The 22,794-nt window shown below is 45.4% G+C and carries 16 protein-coding genes and 1 tRNA gene; 8 read left to right on the top strand and 9 right to left on the bottom strand.

Going from position 1 to position 22,794, the window contains the following annotated elements; genetic code table 11:
- Positions 1-350: 350 nt before the first annotated feature.
- Positions 351-845 (top strand): peptide-methionine (R)-S-oxide reductase MsrB, encoded by a 495-nt coding sequence (gene msrB / locus JGK22_RS03885; protein ID WP_366024950.1) that lies wholly within the window; start codon positions 351-353, stop codon positions 843-845.
- Positions 846-971: 126 nt separating this feature from the next.
- Positions 972-2,195: a Rid family detoxifying hydrolase gene (locus tag JGK22_RS03880; protein WP_293312377.1), complete on the top strand. Its 1,224-nt coding sequence runs from the start codon at positions 972-974 to the stop codon at positions 2,193-2,195.
- A 603-nt stretch (positions 2,196-2,798) separates the two neighbouring features.
- On the opposite strand, the gene JGK22_RS03875 is transcribed toward JGK22_RS03880, so the two are convergent.
- Both JGK22_RS03875 and JGK22_RS03870 read right to left on the bottom strand, forming a co-directional pair.
- Positions 2,799-4,946, bottom strand: coding sequence for a polyribonucleotide nucleotidyltransferase (locus JGK22_RS03875; RefSeq protein WP_293180665.1), 2,148 nt, complete (start codon positions 4,944-4,946; stop codon positions 2,799-2,801).
- Entirely contained in the window at positions 4,915-5,082 is a 168-nt protein-coding gene (locus JGK22_RS03870; protein WP_293150440.1) for a hypothetical protein, read from the bottom strand. The genes JGK22_RS03875 and JGK22_RS03870 overlap by 32 nt, the downstream gene beginning before the upstream one ends.
- Positions 5,083-5,346: 264 nt before the next feature.
- On the opposite strand from JGK22_RS03870, the gene JGK22_RS03865 reads away from it, so the two are divergent.
- On the top strand, positions 5,347-8,706 hold the full coding sequence (locus JGK22_RS03865) for a DEAD/DEAH box helicase (protein WP_293312375.1): 3,360 nt from the start codon (positions 5,347-5,349) through the stop codon (positions 8,704-8,706).
- Positions 8,707-8,965: 259 nt separating this feature from the next.
- On the top strand, positions 8,966-9,793 hold the full coding sequence (locus JGK22_RS03860; protein WP_293180659.1) for an SWIM zinc finger family protein: 828 nt from the start codon (positions 8,966-8,968) through the stop codon (positions 9,791-9,793).
- Between the two features lie 498 nt (positions 9,794-10,291).
- Here JGK22_RS03860 and JGK22_RS03855 read toward each other — a convergent pair whose 3' ends face one another.
- The 3 genes from JGK22_RS03855 to queG all read right to left on the bottom strand — a co-directional run bounded on the left by JGK22_RS03855 (position 10,292) and on the right by queG (position 12,491).
- Positions 10,292-10,930 (bottom strand): HAD-IA family hydrolase, encoded by a 639-nt coding sequence (locus tag JGK22_RS03855; RefSeq protein WP_293180656.1) that lies wholly within the window; start codon positions 10,928-10,930, stop codon positions 10,292-10,294.
- Positions 10,931-11,007: 77 nt separating this feature from the next.
- Positions 11,008-11,079: transfer RNA gene (locus JGK22_RS03850), tRNA-OTHER, on the bottom strand.
- Between the two features lie 428 nt (positions 11,080-11,507).
- Complete coding sequence (queG, locus tag JGK22_RS03845; RefSeq protein WP_293208704.1) at positions 11,508-12,491, bottom strand: tRNA epoxyqueuosine(34) reductase QueG; 984 nt, start codon at positions 12,489-12,491, stop codon at positions 11,508-11,510.
- 211 nt (positions 12,492-12,702) lie between these two features.
- On the opposite strand from queG, the gene JGK22_RS03840 reads away from it, so the two are divergent.
- Together JGK22_RS03840 and JGK22_RS03835 are read left to right on the top strand one after the other, a co-directional pair.
- Positions 12,703-13,665, top strand: coding sequence for an orange carotenoid protein N-terminal domain-containing protein (locus tag JGK22_RS03840; protein ID WP_293180650.1), 963 nt, complete (start codon positions 12,703-12,705; stop codon positions 13,663-13,665).
- A gap of 340 nt (positions 13,666-14,005) precedes the next feature.
- On the top strand, positions 14,006-14,437 hold the full coding sequence (locus JGK22_RS03835) for a nuclear transport factor 2 family protein (RefSeq protein WP_293312373.1): 432 nt from the start codon (positions 14,006-14,008) through the stop codon (positions 14,435-14,437).
- A gap of 764 nt (positions 14,438-15,201) precedes the next feature.
- Here the strand turns inward: JGK22_RS03835 and JGK22_RS03830 are convergent.
- The 3 genes from JGK22_RS03830 to rsmH all read right to left on the bottom strand — a co-directional run bounded on the left by JGK22_RS03830 (position 15,202) and on the right by rsmH (position 19,013).
- Positions 15,202-15,624, bottom strand: a complete 423-nt coding sequence (locus JGK22_RS03830; RefSeq protein WP_293150468.1) for an anti-sigma regulatory factor — start codon at positions 15,622-15,624, stop codon at positions 15,202-15,204.
- A gap of 458 nt (positions 15,625-16,082) precedes the next feature.
- Positions 16,083-17,756, bottom strand: coding sequence for a SpoIIE family protein phosphatase (locus JGK22_RS03825; protein ID WP_293180644.1), 1,674 nt, complete (start codon positions 17,754-17,756; stop codon positions 16,083-16,085).
- A 354-nt stretch (positions 17,757-18,110) separates the two neighbouring features.
- Positions 18,111-19,013 (bottom strand): 16S rRNA (cytosine(1402)-N(4))-methyltransferase RsmH, encoded by a 903-nt coding sequence (gene rsmH / locus JGK22_RS03820; RefSeq protein ID WP_293180641.1) that lies wholly within the window; start codon positions 19,011-19,013, stop codon positions 18,111-18,113.
- 228 nt (positions 19,014-19,241) lie between these two features.
- Between rsmH and JGK22_RS03815 the strand changes: the two genes are divergently transcribed.
- Positions 19,242-20,426, top strand: a complete 1,185-nt coding sequence (locus JGK22_RS03815; protein WP_293122540.1) for an NAD(P)H-quinone oxidoreductase subunit H — start codon at positions 19,242-19,244, stop codon at positions 20,424-20,426.
- 94 nt (positions 20,427-20,520) lie between these two features.
- Here JGK22_RS03815 and JGK22_RS03810 read toward each other — a convergent pair whose 3' ends face one another.
- Positions 20,521-21,192 carry a hypothetical protein gene (locus tag JGK22_RS03810; protein WP_293241439.1) on the bottom strand — a complete coding sequence of 224 codons (672 nt, stop codon included), beginning with the start codon at positions 21,190-21,192 and terminating at the stop codon, positions 20,521-20,523.
- Between the two features lie 247 nt (positions 21,193-21,439).
- Here JGK22_RS03810 and JGK22_RS03805 point away from each other — a divergent pair, with 247 nt between their 5' ends.
- The gene (locus JGK22_RS03805) at positions 21,440-22,654 is read left to right on the top strand and encodes a class I SAM-dependent methyltransferase (protein ID WP_293312371.1); all 1,215 of its coding nucleotides are present in this window, start codon (positions 21,440-21,442) and stop codon (positions 22,652-22,654) included.
- Positions 22,655-22,794: the final 140 nt, after the last annotated feature.

The following is a 22,794-nucleotide window of genomic DNA, read 5'->3' as shown; positions in this document are numbered from 1 at the left end:
TGAGTTCTGTGAGGGCTAAAGTCCTCGCAGGACTTTTGTGCGATCGGGTTAATTAACTGTCATACTTGTAGAGTAATATCGGATTTTTTTAACCACAGAGAGCGCAGAGGGCACAGAGAGAGAAGATAAAGATGAATAATTTATGATGCAATAAGTAAGGTTCGTAGTGTGGACTTTAGTCCGCAGTATTTTGCGGACTAAAGTCCACACTACGAACGATTTTTGTTATGGTAATCAGTCGGACGTGATATGATATCATGTCCAAGAAAAAGCGATTGAAAAAGGTACAAATCAAGCAAAAAGTTTTGGATTTGACTGGTAGTTTAGATTAATTAGCAACTGGATGGATTATGAAGAAACGATTATTTTTGAAAGCTGGTGTAGCAACAGTCAGCATGGCATGGTTATCGTCCTGTTTGCCTGGAAAGTCAGATGTTATGGCTGCTAGTAATGGTGTTTTTGAAGTTACTAAAACTGAGGAAGAGTGGCGCAAACTTTTGACTCCGGCACAGTTTAATGTGTTGCGAAAACACGCTACTGAACGCTCTCATACTAGCATTCTCGACAAGCAATACGGTAAGGGAATTTATGCGTGTGCTGGGTGTAATTTGCCAGTTTTTGCGTCGCAAACTAAATTTGATAGCGGTACTGGTTGGCCAAGTTTTTACGATCCGATCAAAGGGGCGATCGCCACATCGATCGATAATTCGCTGTTTGGGACTAGAATTGAGGTGCATTGCCGTCGCTGCGGCGGGCATTTGGGTCATGTATTTGATGACGGCCCTGCACCTACTGGCAAACGTTACTGCATGAATGGTGTGGCGATGAAGTTTATTGCTGGGTGAGGTTCTTTCACGGGAATTCTGTGGTGTGAAATCCGATAATCATCCGCGCGCAAAATGGCAGGTGCACTCCTGATTCGCCCGGATGGTATAGTGATTTTTGGGACGAAAGGGCGATCGAGGTTATGAATGGACGCTGAAGAACTTTTAGAAAGATATGCCAAAGGCGAACGACAATTTCATTCAGCTATGCTCAGAGGTGTAGACCTCAAAGGTGCAGACTTAAGTGGGATAGACTTAAGCTCTGCAAACTTGACAGCAGCAGAGTTGAATGAGGCCAACTTAACGAAAGCAACGCTTAATAGTACAAACCTCACGAAGGCATCTTTGAAAGGTGCGAATTTGAGCGGGTTAGTACAAGCTCAATCTGCAAACTTCACTGATGCAGATTTGTGCGGTGCTAATTTGAGTAAAGCCAATTTAAATTATGCTAATTTTAGTAATGCGAACTTGAATGAAGCAATCCTAAGTGATGCCCAACTAGCTGGTGTAAAATTTATTGAAGCATCCTTGATTGAAGTGTGTTTGAGCAGAGCTAAACTCAACAGTGCAAACCTGACTCAGGCAAACTTGACTGAAGCAGACTTAAGTCGGGCAGATATAACTAGCATAAAAATCAAAGATACCAATCTTCAGGGAGCCAAGCTGCGCGGTGTCAATTTGTCTAGCTATGATTTGTCGGGTATCAATCTAGCAAAGGCGGATTTAGCTGGAGCCGAATTGATAAAAGTAAATCTAAGAAACGCTTGTTTGCGGGGTGCAATTTTAGAGAGAACGGGTCTTCAAGGAGCTAATTTGATCCGAGCAAATCTGGAGGGTGCTAAGCTTAAGAGAGCAGATTTGACTGATGCCAATACTTATGGTATGAACATCAAGGATGCAGACTTAACTGGTACAATCATGCCTGATGGAGAATTTTACAAACCAGAAACCAATCAACAAGAATCTCAAACAGGAACATCTATGACACGCAAAATTATTCGTACTGACAAAGCACCCGCACCAGTCGGCCCTTACAATCAAGCGATCGCCGCAACGGGCACTATGCTGTTTGTAGCTGGCCAAATTGCGATCGACACTAGACTAAACGATATCGTCTACACCGACGACGTAGCAAAACAAACCGAACAAGTTATGGCAAATCTCGAAGCCATTCTCACCGAAGCCGGCGCGACTTGGTTGGATGTGGTAAAAACTACAGTTTTTCTCAAAAATATGAATGATTTTGCCGCTGTGAATGCGGTTTATGCGAAATATTTTGATGCGGAAACTGCACCTGCGCGCGCTTGTGTCGAGGTTGCGCGTTTGCCGAAGGATGTGTTGGTAGAGATTGATTGTATTGCTGTTATTTGATTATTAGGACTCGATCTTCCGAATTCTTGCCCCCTACTTCCCCGTGAGACAAATTAGGTACGTTGTTGCGCTTCAGCGCTCTTTATAAATATTAGGAAAGAGCGCTGAAGCGCAACAACGTACCCTCAACTCAGATTGTTCTTAAGTCAACCGTATTAGGTTATACTATTTCTCAAAAATCTTGGTACAATAAAATTTTGGGCAAGAGTTAAGCAGAGGGTTGTTTATACTGACCATTTTGTAAGGTGCGTCGCTCGATCGATTGTCGATTTTTTTGAGGGATTTTTAATGGCGACGCACCCTACAGCTAAGCATACTTTATATTTTATTCAGTCCGCGGAGGCGGACTTCGTTTGTATAGTAGCGGTTTCAACCGCCAAACGATCGCAGATAGTTTTAAGTGCCGAGGGGAAAGTGCGCGACTGTATGAACTTCCACAGCCGATCGCACTTTTGTCGATCTGTCGCTGTCGCGCACCTACTCCCAAATCAATCTGAAACAATCAGATTTTATCTCAATTAGCAATTAGGAATTACTAATTACCAGTTACCAATCAGCAATTAGCAATTACTCCAAAAGCAATTACCAATTACCAACTGTCAACTATTTATTCAACGCTTCGCGGGCGGCTACCGCTTCGTCGGGATGAATGTTCAAACGGGTCAAATTAATTCGACCTTTATTGTCAATTTCTCGCACTTTGACAATCACTTCATCATTCACAGCTAACTCGTCTTCCACTTTCCCAACACGGTAGTCCGCTAACTGGGAAATGTGAATCATTCCTTCTTTTCCTGGCAGAATTTCGACAAAAGCGCCGATCGGAATAATTCGAGTTACGCGGCCGACATACACGTCTCCAGCATTCAACTTCCGCGTCATGCCTTGGACAATATTGTAAGCCCGTTGAGCTTTTTCACTGTCGTTACCAGCAATTGTCACGGTTCCGTCGTCTTCGATGTCAATCTTGACACCAGTTTCTTCGGTGATGGCTTTGATTGTTTTGCCACCTGGCCCAATTACCAAACCGATAAATTCGGGATCGATTTTCAGCGTTAGCAAACGCGGTGCAAACGGCGACATTTCCTTGCGGGGAGTGTCGATGGTTGCTAGCATTCTTTCTAAAATGTGCAGTCTCGCAGGTTTGGCTTGACGGATCGCATTTGCGATCGCATCTAAGGGCAAACCTTTGATTTTCATGTCCATTTGCAAAGCAGTAATTCCGGTGTCGGTACCGGCTACTTTGAAGTCCATGTCGCCTAAGAAGTCTTCAATTGCTTGAATGTCAGTCAAGATTCGGACTTCATCGCCTTCTTTGATTAATCCCATAGCCGCGCCGCTGACGGGTTGGGAAAGGGGAACGCCTGCATCCATTAACGCTAGCGTTGAGGCGCAAACTGAACCCATTGAGGTTGAACCGTCGGAGGAGAGGATTTCGGAAACTACGCGAATGACGTAGGGGAAATCTTCTTTGGATGGCAAAACTGGCAGCAAAGCGCGTTCTGCAAGGGCTCCATGACCGATTTCTCGGCGTCCGGGCGATCGCATCGGTTTGGTTTCTCCCACGGAAAATGGGGGGAAATTGTAGTGATGCAGGTAGCGTTTGTCTTGCTGCGGGTGCAAGTCATCGGCTAAATCTTGGGCGTCTCCTGGGGTTCCCAGAGTTGCTGCGGACAAGACTTGGGTTAAGCCGCGATTGAACAGCGCACAGCCGTGTACTCGCGACGGCAGCACCCCTACACGACAAGAAACGGGTCGCACCTCGTCTAGCTTGCGGCCGTCTACACGGACGCCATCTTCGATGATTTGCTTCCGCATCATTTTCTTGGTAACGTCTTTGAAAACGTTGCCAATTGTCTTGCTGGTGGCTGCTAGTTTGATCGGATCGTCTTCGGCTAGTTCGGCGATCGCAGATTCGACTGCATTTGCCTTCACTTCGTCCAAAGCTGCATTCCGTATTGTTTTGTCTTTTTCAAATCTTGACAAAATGATGCGGATGGGTTCTTGGGCGCGATCGCGAATGAAGTTTTCGAGGGCGAAATCTTGCGGTGGGCGTTCCTCTACCACGAAATCGATGCCCAATTCTGCCATGATTTCGCGCTGGGCTTGAATCAAGTCACAGGTTGCTTCGTAGCCGAAGTCGATCGCCTCGATGATATCCTGTTCCGGCAATTGGTTGGCGCTGGCTTCCACCATGATTACTCCGTCTGGAGAACCGGCTACCACGAGATCCAATTCGCCTTCTTTGATTTCGCTATAGGTGGGATTGATGATGAAATCGTCCCCTACCAAACCAACTCGCACAGCCGCCATCGGCCCGTAAAACGGCATTTTCGCCAGCAGAATCGCGACGGAAGCGCCTGTCACTGCCAAAACGTCGGGGGGCACTTGTTCGTCCATCGACAGCGTTGTTGCGACAACTTGGATGTCATCTCGCAGCCAGCTAGGGAATAGCGGACGCAACGGGCGATCGATCAAACGCCCAGTCAAAGTAACTTTTTCTGGGGGACGCCCTTCCCGGCGCAAAAATCCACCGGGAATTTTACCGCCAGCGTAGAGTCTCTCTTCGTAATCCACCAACAGGGGCAGGAAATCAATTCCCTCTCTCCCCTGCGATCGAGTCGCTGTCACTAAAACCGCCGTGTCACCCGACTGAATCAAAACTGCACCGCCTGCTTGAGGCGCCAGTAAACCAATCTTCAGTCTAATATCCCGTCCATCAAAAGATATTGACTTGTCTATCTCTACCATGTAGCACTGCTTCCTTATCTACCACATTCTTTCTCTGTCGGGATCGTAACATTACCACAGGATGTTTGAGAGGAACCAGCCAAAAGAGAGAGATAATCGGCGGGCGATCGACTGTCAGTGTCTTGATTGTAAGCATTTATACTCTTTAATTTTTTTTCATGTTCTCCAGTCGATTCTCCGGTCGATCGCCCGCCAAACACATTCCATAGATGGTACTATGAATTTTCGATTGGGAAATTTGGATCAATTAGGTCAACCGCAGATGTCAGGCAGATAAACACAGATTAACGCAGATAATTTCAAGATATTTCGGATTTTTTGCAAGAGTTATATTATTCACAAATCAAACAGGACTGCTGTAGCAAGTCTCGCAATTAAATAAAAATATTAGGATTTAAAAATGGCAATTTTACACGGCAGTTGGCTACTGGAAAAAGAAAAAAGTGGCTTATTTATTTGGGGAGAAACTTGGCGGAAAGTTGGGGCGATTGATACCGTTAAATCGGGGATGAGTCTACAGCATCCTTTGGCAATGACCGAATCTGAACTGAAGACTTTTCTAACTTCCTTGCAGCAGTCGGGCAAACTCAACTGGCAATTACCCGAAACCGCAGATATTCAGGAGAAAAGCAAGAAGACTAGACGATCGCCCAAAACGACCACCGCAGCCATTCCTACGGAAAATTTATCGATTCAGAGGCAAGTTCGGGCGATCGCACTTCCCACCCAAATCTCCGCAGACAACGCCACACTAATCCCGCAGCACTCAGCAGCAGCACTTGAAGAACCAACAAAAATCGAGGAAATTTACCTTTATCCTTGGCAAGTAGAAGGTTATTTACTCAACCCTCAAGCAGCTTTTGTTTTCTTGCAATCACTGCCACTCAATAGCACAGAACTAGACTCTTTTGTCGGATCGGATTTGCGTTTTTGGTCTCATATTGCTAGGTGGAGTTTGGATTTGTTGGCGAGGTGCAAATTTTTGCCAGCATTAGAACCACAACCTGACGGTTCTGCTATTGCTAAATGGCAACCTTTGTTAGATAGTTCTACAGATACACTCCGCCTCGCTACTTTTGCCAAGCAAATGCCGGCGGCTTGTCGAATATATCAGAAGAAGGAAGAAGGAAGAGGGGAGAAGGAAGAAGGAAGAAAGGAAGCAGAAATCGGGGAATGGGCTTTGGCGGTGGATTTGCCGGTGGGGGCGGAGGATTTGGTGTTGGGGTTTTTGAGTAGTGTTGTAGATTGTGAAGTGCGATCGTCTGCGAGGGCTGCGCTAACGGCTGCTGGCTCAACTTTAGATATCAAAACAGTTTCCCCAACCCGCGAATGGTTGCAAGCTTTGCAGCAGGAATCTGGGATTGTGCGCGCCGAATCAGCAGCTTTGGAAAAGTTGGCAACCAAGCTGACTGCTTGGGCTGCACCGCTGCAAAATCAACTATCTCAACAAAATCAATTTCATACTTGTTTTCAACTACTACCGCCGTCTCCAGGTAAAGTTAACTGGAGTTTAAATTATTGCTTGCAAGCAGTAGATGAAACCGATTTTTTGGTAGATGCGAAAACTGTTTGGAACAACTCTGTCGAACGTTTAAATTATGCGGGGCGGACAATTGAATTGCCTCAAGAAACTTTGCTCAGTGGCTTGGGTTTAGCCTCGAAACTTTATCCGTTAATTGAGCCGAGTTTGCAAGCACAACGACCGCAATCTTGTCAACTAAATCCGCTGCAAGCTTACGAGTTTATTAAGTCTGTGGCTTGGCGGTTTGCTGATAGCGGGTTGGGCGTGGTTTTGCCGCCGAGTTTGACAAAGGCTGATGGTTGGGCGAGTCGTTTGGGTTTGAGTATTAAGGCGGAAAAAACCCCCCCCAACCCCCCCTTAGTAAGGGGGGGAGTAGGAGAAACTAACCCCCCCTTAGTAAGGGGGGGCAAGGGGGGGTTGGGCTTGCAAAGTCTGTTAAGTTTTAAGTGGGAATTGACGATCGGCGGACAGCGCATTTCTAAGGCAGAATTTGACAACTTGATCGCGTTGAATTCGCCTTTGGTGGAAATTAACGGCGAGTGGGTGGAGTTGCGCGCAACCGATGTCAGGGCGGCTCAAAGTTTCTTTGCTAGTCGCAAAGAGCAAATGACTCTTTCCTTGGAAGATGCTTTGCGGTTGGCTTCGGGCGATTCCCAGATGATTGAAAAGTTGCCTGTGGTGAATTTTGAAGCAACTGGTCAACTTCAGGAATTGTTGAATACTTTGAGCGATAATCAGGCCGTAAGTGCGATCGCAACTCCAGCCACTTTCCGAGGACAATTGCGGCCTTATCAAGCGCTAGGGGCGGGCTGGTTAGCATTTTTAGAACGCTGGGGTTTAGGTGCTTGTCTCGCGGACGATATGGGTTGCGGCAAAACGATTCAGCTAATTGCTTTTCTCCTGCATTTGCAAGAACAGGATGCCCTAAAAGCCCCGACTTTACTGGTTTGTCCGACATCAGTGTTAGGGAATTGGGAACGCGAAGTCAAGAAGTTTGGCCCGACGTTGAAAGTGTTACTCCATTATGGAGATCAACGCGCTAAAGGTAAAGCATTTGCGGCCGCAATTAAGGGAAAAGATTTAATAGTTACCAGTTATTCTCTGGTGTTTCGCGATGCTAAGGAAATTCAAAGCACTAAATGGCAGGGATTGGTTTTAGATGAAGCGCAAAACATTAAGAATTCCGAGGCGAAGCAGTCGCAGGCGGTGCGGCAAATAGAGGCATCTTTTAGAATTGCGCTGACGGGAACTCCGGTGGAAAATAGATTGCAAGAATTGTGGTCAATTTTAGAGTTTCTCAATCCCGGCTATTTGGGACCGCGCAATTTCTTTCAGCGCCGGTTTGCAATTCCGATCGAGAAATATGGAGATAGAGAATCATTGCATACTTTGCGATCGCTCGTCCGGCCTTTCATCCTCCGCCGCCTGAAAACTGACAAAGAAATCATCCAAGATTTGCCGGAAAAACAGGAGATGACTGTATTTTGCAGTCTGGCGTCAGGACAGGCGGCTTTATATCAGAAAATTGTCGAAGAGTCGATCGCTAATTTAGAATCAGCCGAAGGCATTCAGCGCCGAGGCATGATTCTGGCTTTGCTGGTAAAACTGAAGCAACTTTGCAACCACCCTGCCCTTGTGAAAGCAGAAGGTAAGCCGAAGGAATTGAGCATTAACAGCCAAGAATCGGGAAAATTGCAGCGGTTGGTGGAAATGTTGGAAGAGGTTGTCGCCCAGGGCGATCGGGCTTTGATTTTTACTCAATTTGCTGAATGGGGAAAACTCCTGAAACCGCATCTGGAAAAGCATTTAGGGCGAGAGGTTTTGTTTTTGTACGGCGGCATTAAGCAGCAGCAGCGGGAAGAAATGATCGATCGCTTCCAGCACGATCCGCAAGGCCCGCCGATTATGATATTATCCTTAAAAGCGGGCGGTACTGGCTTAAATTTAACCAGAGCAACCCACGTTTTCCACTACGATAGATGGTGGAATCCCGCAGTAGAAAATCAGGCAACTGACCGCGTATTTCGGATCGGTCAAACGAGAAATGTGCAAGTTCACAAATTTGTCTGTACTGGTACTTTAGAGGAGAAAATTCACGATATGATCGAAAGTAAAAAAGCTCTCGCCGAACAAGTAGTCAGCGCGGGCGAAAACTGGCTGACTGAACTCGATACTGACCAACTTCGCAATTTACTAATTCTCGATCGCAATGCTATTATAGAAACAGAAGAAGAATAATTTTTAGGGTTCGTAGTGAGGACTTCAGTCCTTCTTAAATGCGGACTAAAGTCCTCACTACAAACCTTCTTCTTTCTTCTTCCTTCTTCCTTTTTGAATGCGGACTAAAGTCCTGACTACAAACCTTCTTATTTCTTTTTTTCCTTATTTTTGCGGACTAAAGTCCTCACTACAAACCTTCTTCTTCCTTCTTCCTTCTTCCTTCTTCCTTCTTCCTCCTTCCTTCTTCCTTCTTCCTTCTTCCTTCTTCCTTCCGCTTATGATTGACAGAGAATGGTGGACACAACAATGGCTCGATTTAATCAATACCTACCGCTTCAAAAAGCGATTAGAACGCGGATGGCAATATGCGCGGGAAGGCAAAGTTCTCAGCATTAAATTTCCCAACCAAGAAGTAATTGCCATAGTTCAAGGAACTGATCCTAAACCCTATCAAGTTTCTTTAGGACTCGATACTTTAACCGATGAAGATTGGGATTACGTGATTGAAAATATGTCGCAAAGAGCGGTTTTTTCAGCTAAACTATTAGCTGGAGAAATGCCTCACAATATTGAAGATGTATTTGCGGCGGCCGGAAAAACCCTATTTCCGTTAAGTTTGTCAGATATTCGATCGCGCTGTAGCTGTCCTGACTCGAAAAATCCTTGCAAACACATCAGTGCAGTATACTACTTATTGGGCGATCGCTTCGGCGAAGACCCCTTCGTACTGTTTCAACTGCGCGGTAGAACCAAAGAGCAAATTTTAACCGCACTCCGCCAGAGACGCGGTACCCAAGCAGAGGAAAATTCCCAGCTAAACACCTATGACAATTCCCCCGCCGCGAATGCTAAAGTGCCAAAGGTCGATCGCTTTTGGGAATACAACCAACAGCTAGAATCATCTTTAGTCGTGATTGTGCCACCGCCCAGCAGCGAAACCGTATTAGATATTTTAGGCCCCATTCCCCTGGCAACCGACGCCAAACTGACAACTACCAAATCCTCCCCCGCATCAGACGGCATCAAACAGCATTTGAGCAAAATCTACCAAACAGTTAGCCAGCAAGCAGTTTTAGCCGCACTGAAACGAAGTGAAGCAGACTAAAAGATTATTCTTTCTTTGTTTCTGGGAATTACGCAAAGTCTAAGAAACCGGTTTCTGAGAAAATATCTGCTGGGTAGCAAAACATTTCGAGAGAAACCGGGTTTCTTTTAATTATGCAAAGTCTCAGAAACCGGGTTTCTGAGAAAATATCTATTGGATGGCAAAACATTTCTAGAGCAACGGGCTTTCGGCTAACTATCCATCAGGTTAAGAAACCCGACTCTAATATCAAATTCAAAACAATAATAGAACTAATTGCGTTTAACAGAAGGCGGATTGGTGAAACGCAACCAAGTTGCTAAAGTAGCTACGGCGAAAACTGAAGCCAAGCCGAACGTCAAGAAAGTTTCAAAGGCTGACATAATACTGTTCCTCTTTATTTGAGCGATCGAGTAAATCTTTTCCTTTTTCTTTATATCAGCCTCAATCAATTTCTTCAACCTGTCCGGACATAAAGTATTTACTACTTTACAATGTAAAATATTTCTTTACAAAAAGTTACAGTCTTCCCAGATTACTCATAATATCGAGCAATTCCTGAGGCCGTTCAATCAAAAAATCGGGATTGTGTGCAGCCAAAACTTCCTGAGAATTAAAACCCCAACTTACCGAAATTACCTTAATACCAGTTTTTCTAGCAGCATCTATATCTCGGATTTCATCTCCTACATACACGACTTCTTCAGGATTTATATGCTCTTTTTTCAGCCATTTATTAATAACTTTATGTTTGCCAAAAGTTGAACCCGAGTAAATAAAGCTGAAAGTGTTTTGCAACCCGTTGATTTCTAGCAAGGCTAAGACATTCTCTTGGGAATTAGAGGTGATAATCCCCAATTGAAAGCCAAGGTTTTTTAACTCTAGCAAAACTTCTTTAATTCCCGCAAATAATTCAATTTTAGGAATTTCACTGCGTAACTCTGCTTTCAATTTTCTAATCAGCAGCGGGAATTTGAAGATAGAAATGCCAGAATACCGGAGGATTTGCCAAGAAGTTAAGTTGCTTAATTGAGCGAGTTCATCTTTTGTCGCAGACTTAAAGCCGAATTCTGCTGACAAACGGTTGGTGATGTTCAGAAGAATATCGATTGTATCTGCTAAAGTACCGTCAAAATCAAAAATAATTACTTTGGTCATTGGGGAAGATTAAATCACGAGGGGGAAATCTCTTCTATATTACTCATTGCCTTTTGATTGTTAACGCAAAAAAAAGATAGCAACGGCGGGAATCGCACCCGCATCTCCCGGTATACTCCAGGGAATTCTACCATTTAAACTACGTTGCTGGTGGCAGCGAACCGAATCAAACGGTTGTCTCTAATCAATCCCAAATCGAAAATCTAAAATCCTCTCTTCCCCCGAATTTATCCGTGGGGTCGCCTCTAAAATCTAAAATCTAAAATCTAAAATCGATTGACGGGGCGATCGCTCTACCACTGAGCTACGCTGCCCCATTGCATTATACATTTTAAATGCAACTATTTGAGAATTGCCAAGCTGACAAACTCTAGACATAAATAACTATCAAGTAGGGTGTGTCAGTTGCGATAATTGTTATTTCCTGCCAACCATCTCAAAACTGACGCACCATTTTTTCTTGGTAGGTTCGTTTGCAGACATCGATTTTAAAAGAAGGAAGTTCGGCAACGAGCAATGTACGGGATGTAACGGATGTCAGAAAGAAGGAAAAAAAGACTGAAACTACTGACAACTATCAACTGTCAACTGTCAACTGACTATTAATTTGATTTGCTTTCGCATTCCGCCGCAACATTTCGGGTTTAATTCGCCGCAGCGCCGAAGCTGTAAATCGGCGGTTCCATTCTTCATCGGAAATCTCCGCTAATTCTGCAAGTGTCGGTGCTATGTTTTCAGGATAAGGCTCAAATTCTGCAACATCCGTTGGTTTGGCAAATCGCTGATTCCAGGGACAAACATCTTGACAAATGTCGCAACCTGCTACCCAACCTTGTAAATTAGATGCAATTTCGTCGGGCAGTTTTTCGGCTCGATTCTCGATCGTATGATAAGCTATGCACCGATCGGCATTCACGACAAAAGGCTCAGTAATTGCCCCCGTCGGACAGGCCTCAATGCAGCGAGTGCAAGTACCGCAATGTTCGGTGTGTGGCGCATCCGGCTCTAACTCGATATTAGTCAAAATTTCGCCCAAAAACACCCAAGAACCGTATTCTCGCGAAATTACATTACCATTTTTAGCCATCCAGCCAATCCCCGCCCGCTGGGCCCACACTTTATCCTGAACCGGCCCGGTATCAGCATAATACCGTGCTTCAATTCCTTCGCCTTGCGATCGCACCCAATTTGCTAACAGCTTCAGTTTTTTGTGCAAAATTTTGTGGTAATCCCGCCCCCAGCCGTAGCGAGAGATTTTAGCATACTCTCTGACTGCATCGTCCCCCCCCTCCAACGGGGGATTCTCGGGGCGTTGGTGAGGCGTGTAGTAATTGAGGGCGACACATATTAATGACTGCACATCTGGCACGAGCGATCGAATATCCAGCCGTTTCGGGTTAGCCATCCATGCCATATCCGCCTGATAACCCTTGTCCAGCCAAGCCTGCAATCTTTGTTTTTCTCGATCGACATCTGCGTCTGCTGAGGCGATCCCGACTTTGTGAAATCCCAACTCTAGGCCTTTTTGCTTAATGCGATCGCTATTAATTGTTATTTTCATCGGATAAAAAACCATATCACAAAATGGGCTATAAGTCTATTAATATTTAGACTGATTTTACGACAGAATTCATAATACTTTCACAATCTTTATATTTATAAATTTGAACTGTAATTTGTCAAAAACGTTACATAATTTTAATTAAGGGAGAATTCGATTCGCACATCTCAAGTACGGAAATCAAACCTACAGCGAATCCCACAGTATAAACATGGCAGTTAGCATTCAATCAGCTCAATCTATTTTCTCGAACACCGAGATTGCTAGTGCTGTTCCGGCCACCACGGACTCGTTCTACAAACTCAGCGTTGAAGACCAACTCGCACTGCTCTGGTATGCTTACACGGAAATGGGCATTTCCATTACCGCAGCAGCCCCCGGAGTAGCCAGCATGGCGCTGGTTGAAGGCGTCCTGGGCGAAATCAAACAGATGTCGCCGGCTGCTCAAAGCAAAACCATGTTTGACCTAGCCAGCAACGCCGACACCACCATCGGCCGGATTTACACTTCATTGCGCGTCAATACTAAACTCGGTTTCTGGTACGAGTTGGGACAGTTGATGAAACAGGGCGCTGTCGCTCCCATCCCTGCTGGCTATCAAATGTCTCCCGAAGCAACCCAAGTCCTTGAAACCATCAAGAAGCTCGATCCGGGTCAACAAATTACTGTACTTCGCAACACCGTAGTTCACATGGGCTACGATCCCGATTTCAGCCAAGAATACGGCAAACGCTCTGCTCCTCGCAGCACTCCAACCGCTGTAGCAGAGCGGGTGAAAACCCAGATTGAGGGTATCAGCGAGCAAACTGTGCTCAGCTACATCGACAACATGAACGCCTTCGACTTCACCCCAGCCGTCGGTTTATTTGCTGAAGACGGTGCTCTCCAACCGCCTTTCCAAAAGCCGATCGTCGGTCGCGAAGCTATCCTCAACTATATGCGGGAAGAGTGCATCGGCCTGAAAATGCTGCCCGAGCGAGGTGTGTCGGAGCCTGCTGAAGATGGCTACCGCCAAGTCAAAGTCACGGGTAAAGTCGAAACTCCTTGGTTCGGCGCCAATGTGGGTATGAACATCGCGTGGCGGTTTATGCTCGATCCTCAAGGTCAAATTTTCTTTGTGGCGATCGACTTGTTGGCTTCTCCTAAGGAATTGATGAATTTGATGCGCAAATAGCATCTTCTTGTTTAACAAAGACTCTACAGCAACCCAGATGCCACGAGGTGTCTGGGTTTAGTTGATTTGAGATTTGAGATTTTTCGATTTTTGATTTGAGATTTGAAGGATTCAAGGATTGGGAATGGCTGATGGCATAAGGGTTTGCGACTTGCCTACAGTTGCATTATTTTTGGTAACTGGTACAATTTCGGTCGATCGGCCTCAAAGCTCCATGAGGCGCATAGCATTATTGATTTTTTTTAGATAAAATTTATGACCCTAGCTATATCTTTTGATGGATTTGCTGTGACCAAGAGAATGATTACATTAGATTCATTCATCTCCAATCATTTCTTATATGACCGCCACAACTCGACCTATTTTAACTCGCTCTATAAATATCGTCGGTCTCACAAAGCCTGCGGTACAGCGATATTTTGAAACTTTTAACGCGGGCGATTTTGAAGCGACCGCTAATTTGTTTGCTGAGGACGGGGTTCTGCACGCGCCATTTGAAGAGCCAATTATCGGCAAAAGCTCGATCGCCAGTTATCTAAAAACAGAAGCGCGAGGAATGCATCTCGAACCCCAGCAAAGTGTAAGCAAAATTTTAGAAGATGGCACAGTTGAAATTCAGGTCAGCGGCCGGGTGCAAACTCCCGCATTTGGTATTAATGTCGGATGGATTTTTTTGCTCAATTTTCAGCAAGAAATTCTTTCAGTAACCGTCAAACTCTTAGCGTCTCCCCAAGAATTGCTGACTCTGCGGCCTAAGAAATTCGGTTCTTAATATAGGAATTATCCAGGGAGTGAGGCACAAATTGGTAATTGGTAATTGCCCAGAAAGCGACCGCAATGAAATTGTTTTATAGTGAGGAATAACCTCATCTCCAGAGGGAGCATCTCAATGAATGCAAAAAAGCAATTTCTTTACAGTGCTGTCCCCGAAGAGCGAGTGTTGAATAGATCGCTCTTCGGGGACAGCACTATAAAATCAAAACTGAGATGCTCCCATCTCCCTAAGCATAGCCAACGCTAGAGAAACCCGATTTTTTCGGTATTTATCAGCCCAGAACAGTACCTAGAGCAACCGCAGCCGACAGCTAAGACATTAATAGTTAGGACGCTGCTCAAAGCATCGTCCCACAAAAATCTTTTTTCTTGTGGGATGGCTTTGAGCAGCGTCCCAAAATTTGATTAAAAGGACTTTTGCAAGAGGTCTTTTGTCAAGTGTCCTCAAGCGGTCAACTGTCAACTGTCAACTGTCAACTGTCAACTAAATGCTTGTTTCTTCTTAATTATTTCTTCTTCCTTCGGTTCTACAATCTTAGAGTCTGGTTAGAGAAGAACGAGATTACACGAAAAAGTGGCTGTCACCGCACGGTGCGACAGACAACCACTAGAATCAAAAACATTGTCAATCACTAATGACTAATGACTGATAACGTTCGCGAGCGGGGACAGCGCTAATGACTAAAGACGTTCGCGAGCGGGGACAGCGCTAATGACTAATGACTAATGACTAATGACTAATGACTAATGACTAATGACTAATTAAGATTTTTCGGGCAAACTCGCTTCCAACTTCAGACAGTTACGACCGTCTAATTGCAAAGTGTAGTCCACCCGATCCATAAGTCGGCTCATAATCAGCCAGCCATAGCCGCTTTCCTGTTTAGCTTCCGGCCTCGGGGGACTGTAAGTATCCATTTCGTAACCTTTACCGTAATCCCAAATTTCTAAACCAATATCCCGATTTTTTAAATTCAAGCGAATTAATACCGGCAGGTTGGGTTGATCTTTGTGAGCATGGCGGATCACGTTAGAATAGGCTTCTGCTAACACCAAGCGCAAACGATTCGACTGACGCGGCCAATCGACGTGCTCTCCTAGCTCAACTTCCAAACTGCTCAGCAACCAATTTTCAACTATTGTTAAAAACCGCAAGTCGCTTGGCACATGAAGCTCAGTATTCATAAAAAAATCCCGTAAGTTTGAAAACCCTGTGTCTTCAGACCAGGTATGAAACATGACGCACCAAATTTATCTGGCGTTAATATTTGCCGCTACATAGAGGATACTCAATGGCGGGCGATCGATGCAATACAATTTTTTTGAAAGCCTCGATCGCAAAGCATCAGTTAAAAGTTAGGCATTTACCCCGCCCAAAAAACGGATACCGTGCCACTTACCACCGTCGTGGAGAGATCCAAATTTTAGAGGAAAGTTCAAGCTCCCGCGATTGAATGCGAGAGTCAAATCTCAAATCTCAAATCTCAAATCGACTGACGCGCTAGTTCTGTAACTTTTGCCGTTAGCGAAGCTTGCAGAAGAGCATCGCCCGCGTTCTCTGTATTAATCTGTAGGCCCTCAACTGACGGCTGGAGTTTTTGAGACCCAAAGCCCCCGACTCTTCGTCGGCATGACTGACAGATTCAGAGAACCTCCAGAGAGAGTATGGTTTGGTCGTCTTCCTGAACGGGATTGTCAGCTCGGATGTAAGCCAACAAATTGTCCAAGTTGAAAGAACCAGGCTCTTGAATCAAAAGTTGCCAAAGCCCTTCTTGTTGTAGCATAGAACGGGTTTCTTCGCCCCCTGCGACCGCCTTAGTGGTCACGCTAGCTTCAGTAATCCCGTCACTTGTCAGCAGAAATACATCTCCTGACTTTAATTCGATCGCACCAGCTTTACCTTTCCAGACTGGCAATATCCCCAAGGGAATACCGCGAGCTTTGAGGAAATTCGGCTCTGCTGGCGTTGCACCGCTAGCTGCTTGAGCTTTCACCTCTGAGTTAGACCAAACGATCGGATAAATGTGACCAGCATTAGCAAAAGCCAGGTGTCCTGTTGACGGAGTGTAACGAGCTACAACCATTGTAATAAAATGGTTGTTGCCGATCAGATCGTCAGCCATACTGCTGTTCATATTCTGCATCACTCTCTCGGGTTCGGGAGAAACTTCTTGAGAAAGTTCGCGCCGCATCACCGAAATCGCGCTAGCCATAAATAGAGCAGCCGGAACGCCCTTACCGGAAACATCTCCCACAGCTATCCAAATATCCCCTTGAGAGTGGACGTAGACCTCAAAAAAGTCGCCGCCAACTTCCCGCGCGGGATAGCAACAAGCTTGCACCCTGACAGTTTCAAAATCCGGCCAACTTTGGCGCAACAAGTTTGTTTGGATTTGGCGGGCCACCTCCAACTCGTTTTGCATCTGATTGGCTAAATCCAGAGTGCGCTGATAGAGCTTAGCTTGAGACAGGGCGAGAGCAGCTTGAGCTGCTACACCTTCTATTAACTCTATCTCTTCTCCCGACCAAGGGTTAGTGCCACCTTGCTGACACAGGGCTAGTACCGCCAGCAAGTCTTGCTGATAAGTTAGGGGCACAGCAATCTCAACCGAGTTACCGTCAGCCCCACTGTTGGCGCTGACTTGAGTTTGGCGGCTGGCTACGGCTTGAACCAGCAAATTTTCATCAAAAGAAAAGCTGCTAGGTTCGGCGTTTTGGGCTTGGTAGGGAAAGGTACTGGGTAATAGTCGATCGACCTCTACCGGCCGCAGCATACAATAGTTGGCCTCAAAAGTTTGACCTACGGTTTGAACAATAGTTTGTACCATACTAGAGTAATCTAGCGACCCGCGAATCACGCCCATCACCTCATTAAACAGAGATTCCTTGCGTAAAGCGCGGCGCAGTGCAACGCTGCGCTGCTTGTAGTATTTGTAAGTTTCTGACGCTTGATTGATAACTGATTTGAGCTCTTCAGGATTCCACGGTTTGGTGATGTACTTGAAAACTTGACCTGCATTGATTGCTTCTACCAAGTCTTCAACATCGGTGTATCCCGTCAGCAGAATCCGAATCGTATCAGGAAAGCGATCGACTGTTTTCCCCAAGAACTCGGTACCATTCATTTCTGGCATCCGCTGGTCAGATATAATCACCGCCATCTCGCCCTGTTCGTCTAGAACGGACAGGGCGCTGAGGGCGCTATCTGCTTTGTAAACCTGAAAATCGCGTCGAAACGTCCGGTACAGCAAATCCAAGTTGTCGGGTTCGTCATCGACTACCATTAGTTTCAGTTTGCTTCCATCTCCCCGACTCATGCTATTCCCTACTCCTAGGCGAATTAATCAGGTCTAAAACTAACTTGTCAAGTACCCTTGGCGGATTCAGCGGAGCCGAATCTGCGTGAGGGGTTTGGGTTTCATAGGTCAGTGCCATGTTAGTGATACCACAAGGAAGTTCGGAACTTGCATCCGGTCGCGGCCTGACCAGAAAGAATTGGTTTAAAGCCCCAAGGTTGAGCGGGAGAAATTAAAATCAGACTATTCATTACTCCAATCCTCGGACTTCCTTCTTAGAGGTCGCCCTCAACTGTCAACTGTCAACTGTCAACTGTCAACTGAACAGACCTCGCCGCCTTTGAGAGCTCGTCCTTTATTCCCGTTACAGCCGAATCAAGTTAATTTTTCTGCCAGTCTGAGCTTAGCAGAACGAGAGCGGGGATTTCTAGCTAGTTCGTCGGATTGTGGCACGATCGGCTTTTTTGTCAGTACCTGCAAACACTCTGTTGCTCTCAACTGGTGCTTAACCGGCCTGTCTTCGAGACTGTGAAAAGTAATAATTCCAATTCTCCCACCGGGTTTTAACCATTTAGGCGCTTGGTTGAGGAAAGTGTCTAAAGACGCTAGTTCGGAGTTGACAGCTATCCTTAAAGCTTGGAAAGTGCGGGTGGCGGGATGGATTCTACCGTTGCGCTGCTTGGGTGGGAAGGTAGAGGCGATCGCACCTGCGAGCTCTGTAGTAGTTTCAAAAGGACGCGATTGCACAATCCGCCTCGCGATGCGCCGCGACAGTCGCTCCTCGCCGTACTTGTAAATAATATCTGCTAGTTTAACTTCTTCCCAGTGATTGATAATCTCTTCTGCGGTCAAAGATTGCTGCTGGTTCATACGCATATCTAGTTGAGCTGGATGGCGAAAACTAAAGCCTCGTTCCGGTGTATCGAACTGAGCAGAGCTAACGCCCAAGTCTGCTATAATACCATCAAATTTGGCATCAGGAGACTGATATTGGGCAAAATTGCCGTGCCAAAACTCGACGGGCGAGTTGGCAAATCGGGATTGGCAAAAACGGATGGCTTCTGTATCGCGATCGATCGCCACCACCGTCACATCAGGGGCCGCCGCCAAAATCAAACTCGTGTGTCCGCCGCCCCCAAGCGTCGCATCCAAATAGCGCCCGCCGGCACGCACAGCTAAACCCGCAATTAACTCACTTCCCAAAACAGGAACGTGATAGGTGTCAACACTGACATCCGATCCAGGGGTATCCTTTTCAGATAGCTCGATATCCTTCATAATCTATAAAAGTGAAACAAAAATCAACAATAGTCAGTTGTCAGTTGTCAGTTGTCAGTTGTCAGTTGTCAGTTGTCAGTTGTCAGTTGTCAGTTGTTCTCAGTTCCTAGTTAGAAAGTTTTTTTGCTAATGAGCAATGACCTGTTTGAGCAATTACCACTGACCAATGCCCAATGCCCAATGACCAATTACCAATGACCAATTACCTATTACCAATTACCTATTATTATGTCAAGAATTGAGACTAGAACTGAACCAATGGTGCTCAACATGGGCCCGCACCACCCATCCATGCACGGCGTACTCCGGTTAATTGTCACCCTGGACGGCGAAGACGTAGTGGACTGCGAGCCTGTTTTGGGCTATCTACACCGCGGCATGGAAAAAATTGCCGAAAACCGCACCAACGTGATGTACGTCCCCTACGTGAGCCGCTGGGACTACGCTGCGGGGATGTTTAACGAAGCGGTGACAGTCAATGCGCCGGAAAAGTTAGCGAATATAGCTGTCCCCAAACGGGCGAGTTACATTCGGGTAATCATGCTGGAGTTGAACCGGATTGCTAACCACTTGATGTGGGTGGGGCCGTTTTTGGCAGACGTGGGCGCGCAAACTCCCTTTTTCTACACTATGCGCGATCGCGAACCAATTCTCGACTTGTGGGAAGCAGCCACCGGCTACCGCATGGTAAACAACAACTACTTCCGCATCGGCGGAGTCGCAGCAGATTTACCCTACGGTTGGGTAGACAAATGCGAAGATTTCTGCGATTACTTCCTTCCCAAAATTGACGAATACGAACGTTTAATTACCAACAATCCGATCTTCCGCCGCCGGATTGAAGGACTGGGTACGATTTCCCGCGCCGAAGCGATTAACTGGGGACTATCGGGCCCCATGTTGCGCGGTTCCGGTGTGAATTGGGATTTGCGGAAAGTTGACCATTACGAATGTTACGACGACTTCGACTGGGAAGTTTGCACCGAAGCTGCGGGCGATTGTTTAGCCCGCTACTTAGTCCGAATTCGGGAAATGCGCGAGTCAGTTAAAATCCTCTATCAAGCCTTGAAAGCACTCCCTGGCGGCCCTTACGAAAACTTGGAAGCCAAGCGCTTAGAAAGCGGGCCAAAATCTGAGTGGAACAGTTTCGACTATCAGTTTATTGGCAAAAAAGTAGCGCCAACTTTCAAGATTCCTAAGGGCGAACATTACGTGCGTGTTGAAAGCGGCAAGGGTGAGTTGGGAATCTATATTATCGGCGATGACAGCGTGTTTCCTTGGCGCTGGAAGATTCGTGCTGCGGATTTCAATAATTTGCAGATTTTGCCCCACATCGTGCGCGGTGTAAAGATTGCGGACTTGGTGGCGATTCTGGGCAGTATCGATATTATCATGGGTTCTGTCGATCGCTAGATGAAAAAGGGCGATCGTATTTTTGGGCTATTTGCTAAAAAGTGCGATCTCCCTTTTTTTGAATCCTCGATCGGCTACTATAAACTATGGAATCTCAACAATAAAAATCATAGCTAAAAATTACTTGAGTTCCGCACTGCGTGCAAATACGCTTATCACAATCATAATCTACTTCTAACAGCCGCAAGTTTGTGCTGTTGCAGTAGGGGCAATACTCAGTTACAGATAAACTTTCAGGGGGGATACACTGCCATTTTGGTAAATTAACAGCTACCTCTGACTCTAGGGAAGTTAATGTATTAACAGGTAAACTCCATACCCTATCTAGTAATTCATTGACTTTGAAACTTAATTCATTAACATTTTCAATCCACAAATAGCCGCAGCGGACAGCACGACAGATCGAAACGTTTCTCTCTTCTTCAATAAATATAGAGTTTCCCTTGGGATCGATCGCCTCGCATTTCCACAATGTTAATACTATAGGAACTTCTTGTGAGTAATTCACTATCAAAGCCGGGATATCGTTTAGTTGATGTTCTGTAAAACAAGCCACCCATATATCGCCGGCAATTCTCTTGCATCTTTCTAAAGAAACGCAATTTTTCAAGAAATTATCGAAGGCGATGATATCTTTGTCTACTTCATCGTGACCTAAGTAATTATTGCGTCTTTTTGTGTCTGCAAGATCGAAGATAACTAAATAAGCTGGTAATAATAACTCGCTGGATTTTTTGAACTCTTCTAAAAATGAATCTCTCGACATACAGAAGGATTATATTTAAAAGCTAAGGCTAGCTTATCACAGCGAGCGAAAATTGCCAATCTCAAATCTCAATTTTGCGATCGGCGTCAAAATGATATAATAAATTTTGAAAAATAGAGATGTTACAGAATGAATGCCAAATTTATGAACATCAAAATTTCTCTCTTTTCTCTTCCTCTGTGTCCTCTGCGCCCTCTGCGGTTAAAAAATCTTTATTTCCTCAATAAAATAACATCAACTATAAACTATGACAGTCCAGCAATTAGATATTAACGATAGCAACCCCGAACTCTGCGCTTTAATCAGCGAAAGAATTGCCGCCAGTCCCCAGCAGCGCATTACCTTTGCGGAATATATGGATTTGGCACTATATCACCCGCAGTATGGTTACTATAATGGCGATCGACCAAACATCGGCAAACAAGGCGATTTTATCACGTCGCCTCATTGGAGCGCAGATTTTGCTGAGGTTTTGGGCGAGCAATTTGTGGAAATGTGGCAAATTATCGGCAAACCTCATCATTTTACCATAGTAGAAATGGGTGCGGGGCGGGGAACCTTTGCCACACATTTACTGCAATACCTGCAACGACAACATCCCGATTTATTTAAAATATTAGAATACATTATTGTTGAGATTTCCCCTGTACAGCAAGCGGTGCAGCAGCAAAACTTAGCTGAATTTAAAATAGTCAAGTGGTGCAAGTGGGATGAAATAGCTAATAACTCGATTGTCGGATGCTTCTTTTCTAACGAGTTAGTAGATGCTTTTCCAGTCCATCAATTTATCATCGAACAAGGGCAACTTCGGGAAATTTACGTTACCGCAAACGAAGAAAAAAACGAACAATCTGGAAGCAAGTTTATTGAAGTAGTAGGCGAGCTTTCAAATCCTAAGATTGCCGAATATTTTGATTTAGTAGGAATTGATTTATCGGCAAGTGTCTATGGGGATGGTTATCGCAGTGAAGTTAATTTAGCAGCTTTAGAGTGGATAAAAACAGTTGCAGAAAAATTGCAGCGCGGTTATTTATTGACAATTGATTACGGCCATCCGGCGCACCGATATTACAATCCGAGACGCACAGAGGGAACGCTGCAATGTTATTACCGCCACCGCTATCACAGCAATCCTTATATTAATGTGGGGTGGCAGGATTTAACGGCCCATGCTGATTTTACGGCGCTGGAAAAACAAGGTAAATTGTGCGGTTTGGAGATGATGGGTTTTACTCAGCAGGCTTGGTTTTTGATGGTGTTGGGTGTGGGCGATAGAATTGCTTCTCTATCTGCAAATGATGCACAAGTATTGGATTTGGCAACATTTTTACGCAGGCGGGAAGCGCTGTATCAATTGATCGATCAGATGGGTTTGGGGGGGTTTGGGGTTTTGGTGCAGTGTAAGGGGCTGAGTGAGGAGGAGAAAGGGGAAAAGCTTAAAGGCTTGAGAGTGCCAGATTAGTTATTTAGATGAGTTTTTAAAGTTGATATTTGGGGAGAATCTCAGTTTTGCATTTACAGTGCGAGCGTCCCCGCTCGCGTGCTTGTACAAGCACGCGAGCGGGGACGCTCGCACTACCATAAAAAATGCTTCTTGCAAAA

It is taken from the genome of Microcoleus sp. PH2017_08_TRC_O_A (assembly GCF_020738665.1).
GTDB lineage: Bacteria > Cyanobacteriota > Cyanobacteriia > Cyanobacteriales > Microcoleaceae > Microcoleus.
Note: the sequence above shows the minus strand (reverse complement) of the source record. Positions and strands in the feature narration are given on the sequence as shown.

Bases quoted from the DNA above. Each gene is read 5' to 3' on its own strand.
- msrB (WP_366024950.1), top strand. From the start codon at position 351: ATGAAGAAACGATTATTTTTGAAAGCTGGTGTAGCAACAGTCAGCATG.
- JGK22_RS03855 (WP_293180656.1), bottom strand. From the start codon at position 10,930: ATGACCAAAGTAATTATTTTTGATTTTGACGGTACTTTAGCAGATACA.
- JGK22_RS03830 (WP_293150468.1), bottom strand. From the start codon at position 15,624: ATGAATACTGAGCTTCATGTGCCAAGCGACTTGCGGTTTTTAACAATA.
- JGK22_RS03840 (WP_293180650.1), top strand. From the start codon at position 12,703: ATGGCAGTTAGCATTCAATCAGCTCAATCTATTTTCTCGAACACCGAG.
- JGK22_RS03860 (WP_293180659.1), top strand. From the start codon at position 8,966: ATGATTGACAGAGAATGGTGGACACAACAATGGCTCGATTTAATCAAT.
- JGK22_RS03835 (WP_293312373.1), top strand. From the start codon at position 14,006: ATGACCGCCACAACTCGACCTATTTTAACTCGCTCTATAAATATCGTC.
- rsmH (WP_293180641.1), bottom strand. From the start codon at position 19,013: ATGAAGGATATCGAGCTATCTGAAAAGGATACCCCTGGATCGGATGTC.
- JGK22_RS03880 (WP_293312377.1), top strand. From the start codon at position 972: ATGGACGCTGAAGAACTTTTAGAAAGATATGCCAAAGGCGAACGACAA.
- JGK22_RS03815 (WP_293122540.1), top strand. From the start codon at position 19,242: ATGTCAAGAATTGAGACTAGAACTGAACCAATGGTGCTCAACATGGGC.
- JGK22_RS03870 (WP_293150440.1), bottom strand. From the start codon at position 5,082: ATGCTTACAATCAAGACACTGACAGTCGATCGCCCGCCGATTATCTCT.
- JGK22_RS03865 (WP_293312375.1), top strand. From the start codon at position 5,347: ATGGCAATTTTACACGGCAGTTGGCTACTGGAAAAAGAAAAAAGTGGC.
- JGK22_RS03875 (WP_293180665.1), bottom strand. From the start codon at position 4,946: ATGGTAGAGATAGACAAGTCAATATCTTTTGATGGACGGGATATTAGA.
- JGK22_RS03810 (WP_293241439.1), bottom strand. From the start codon at position 21,192: ATGTCGAGAGATTCATTTTTAGAAGAGTTCAAAAAATCCAGCGAGTTA.
- queG (WP_293208704.1), bottom strand. From the start codon at position 12,491: ATGAAAATAACAATTAATAGCGATCGCATTAAGCAAAAAGGCCTAGAG.
- JGK22_RS03805 (WP_293312371.1), top strand. From the start codon at position 21,440: ATGACAGTCCAGCAATTAGATATTAACGATAGCAACCCCGAACTCTGC.
- JGK22_RS03825 (WP_293180644.1), bottom strand. From the start codon at position 17,756: ATGAGTCGGGGAGATGGAAGCAAACTGAAACTAATGGTAGTCGATGAC.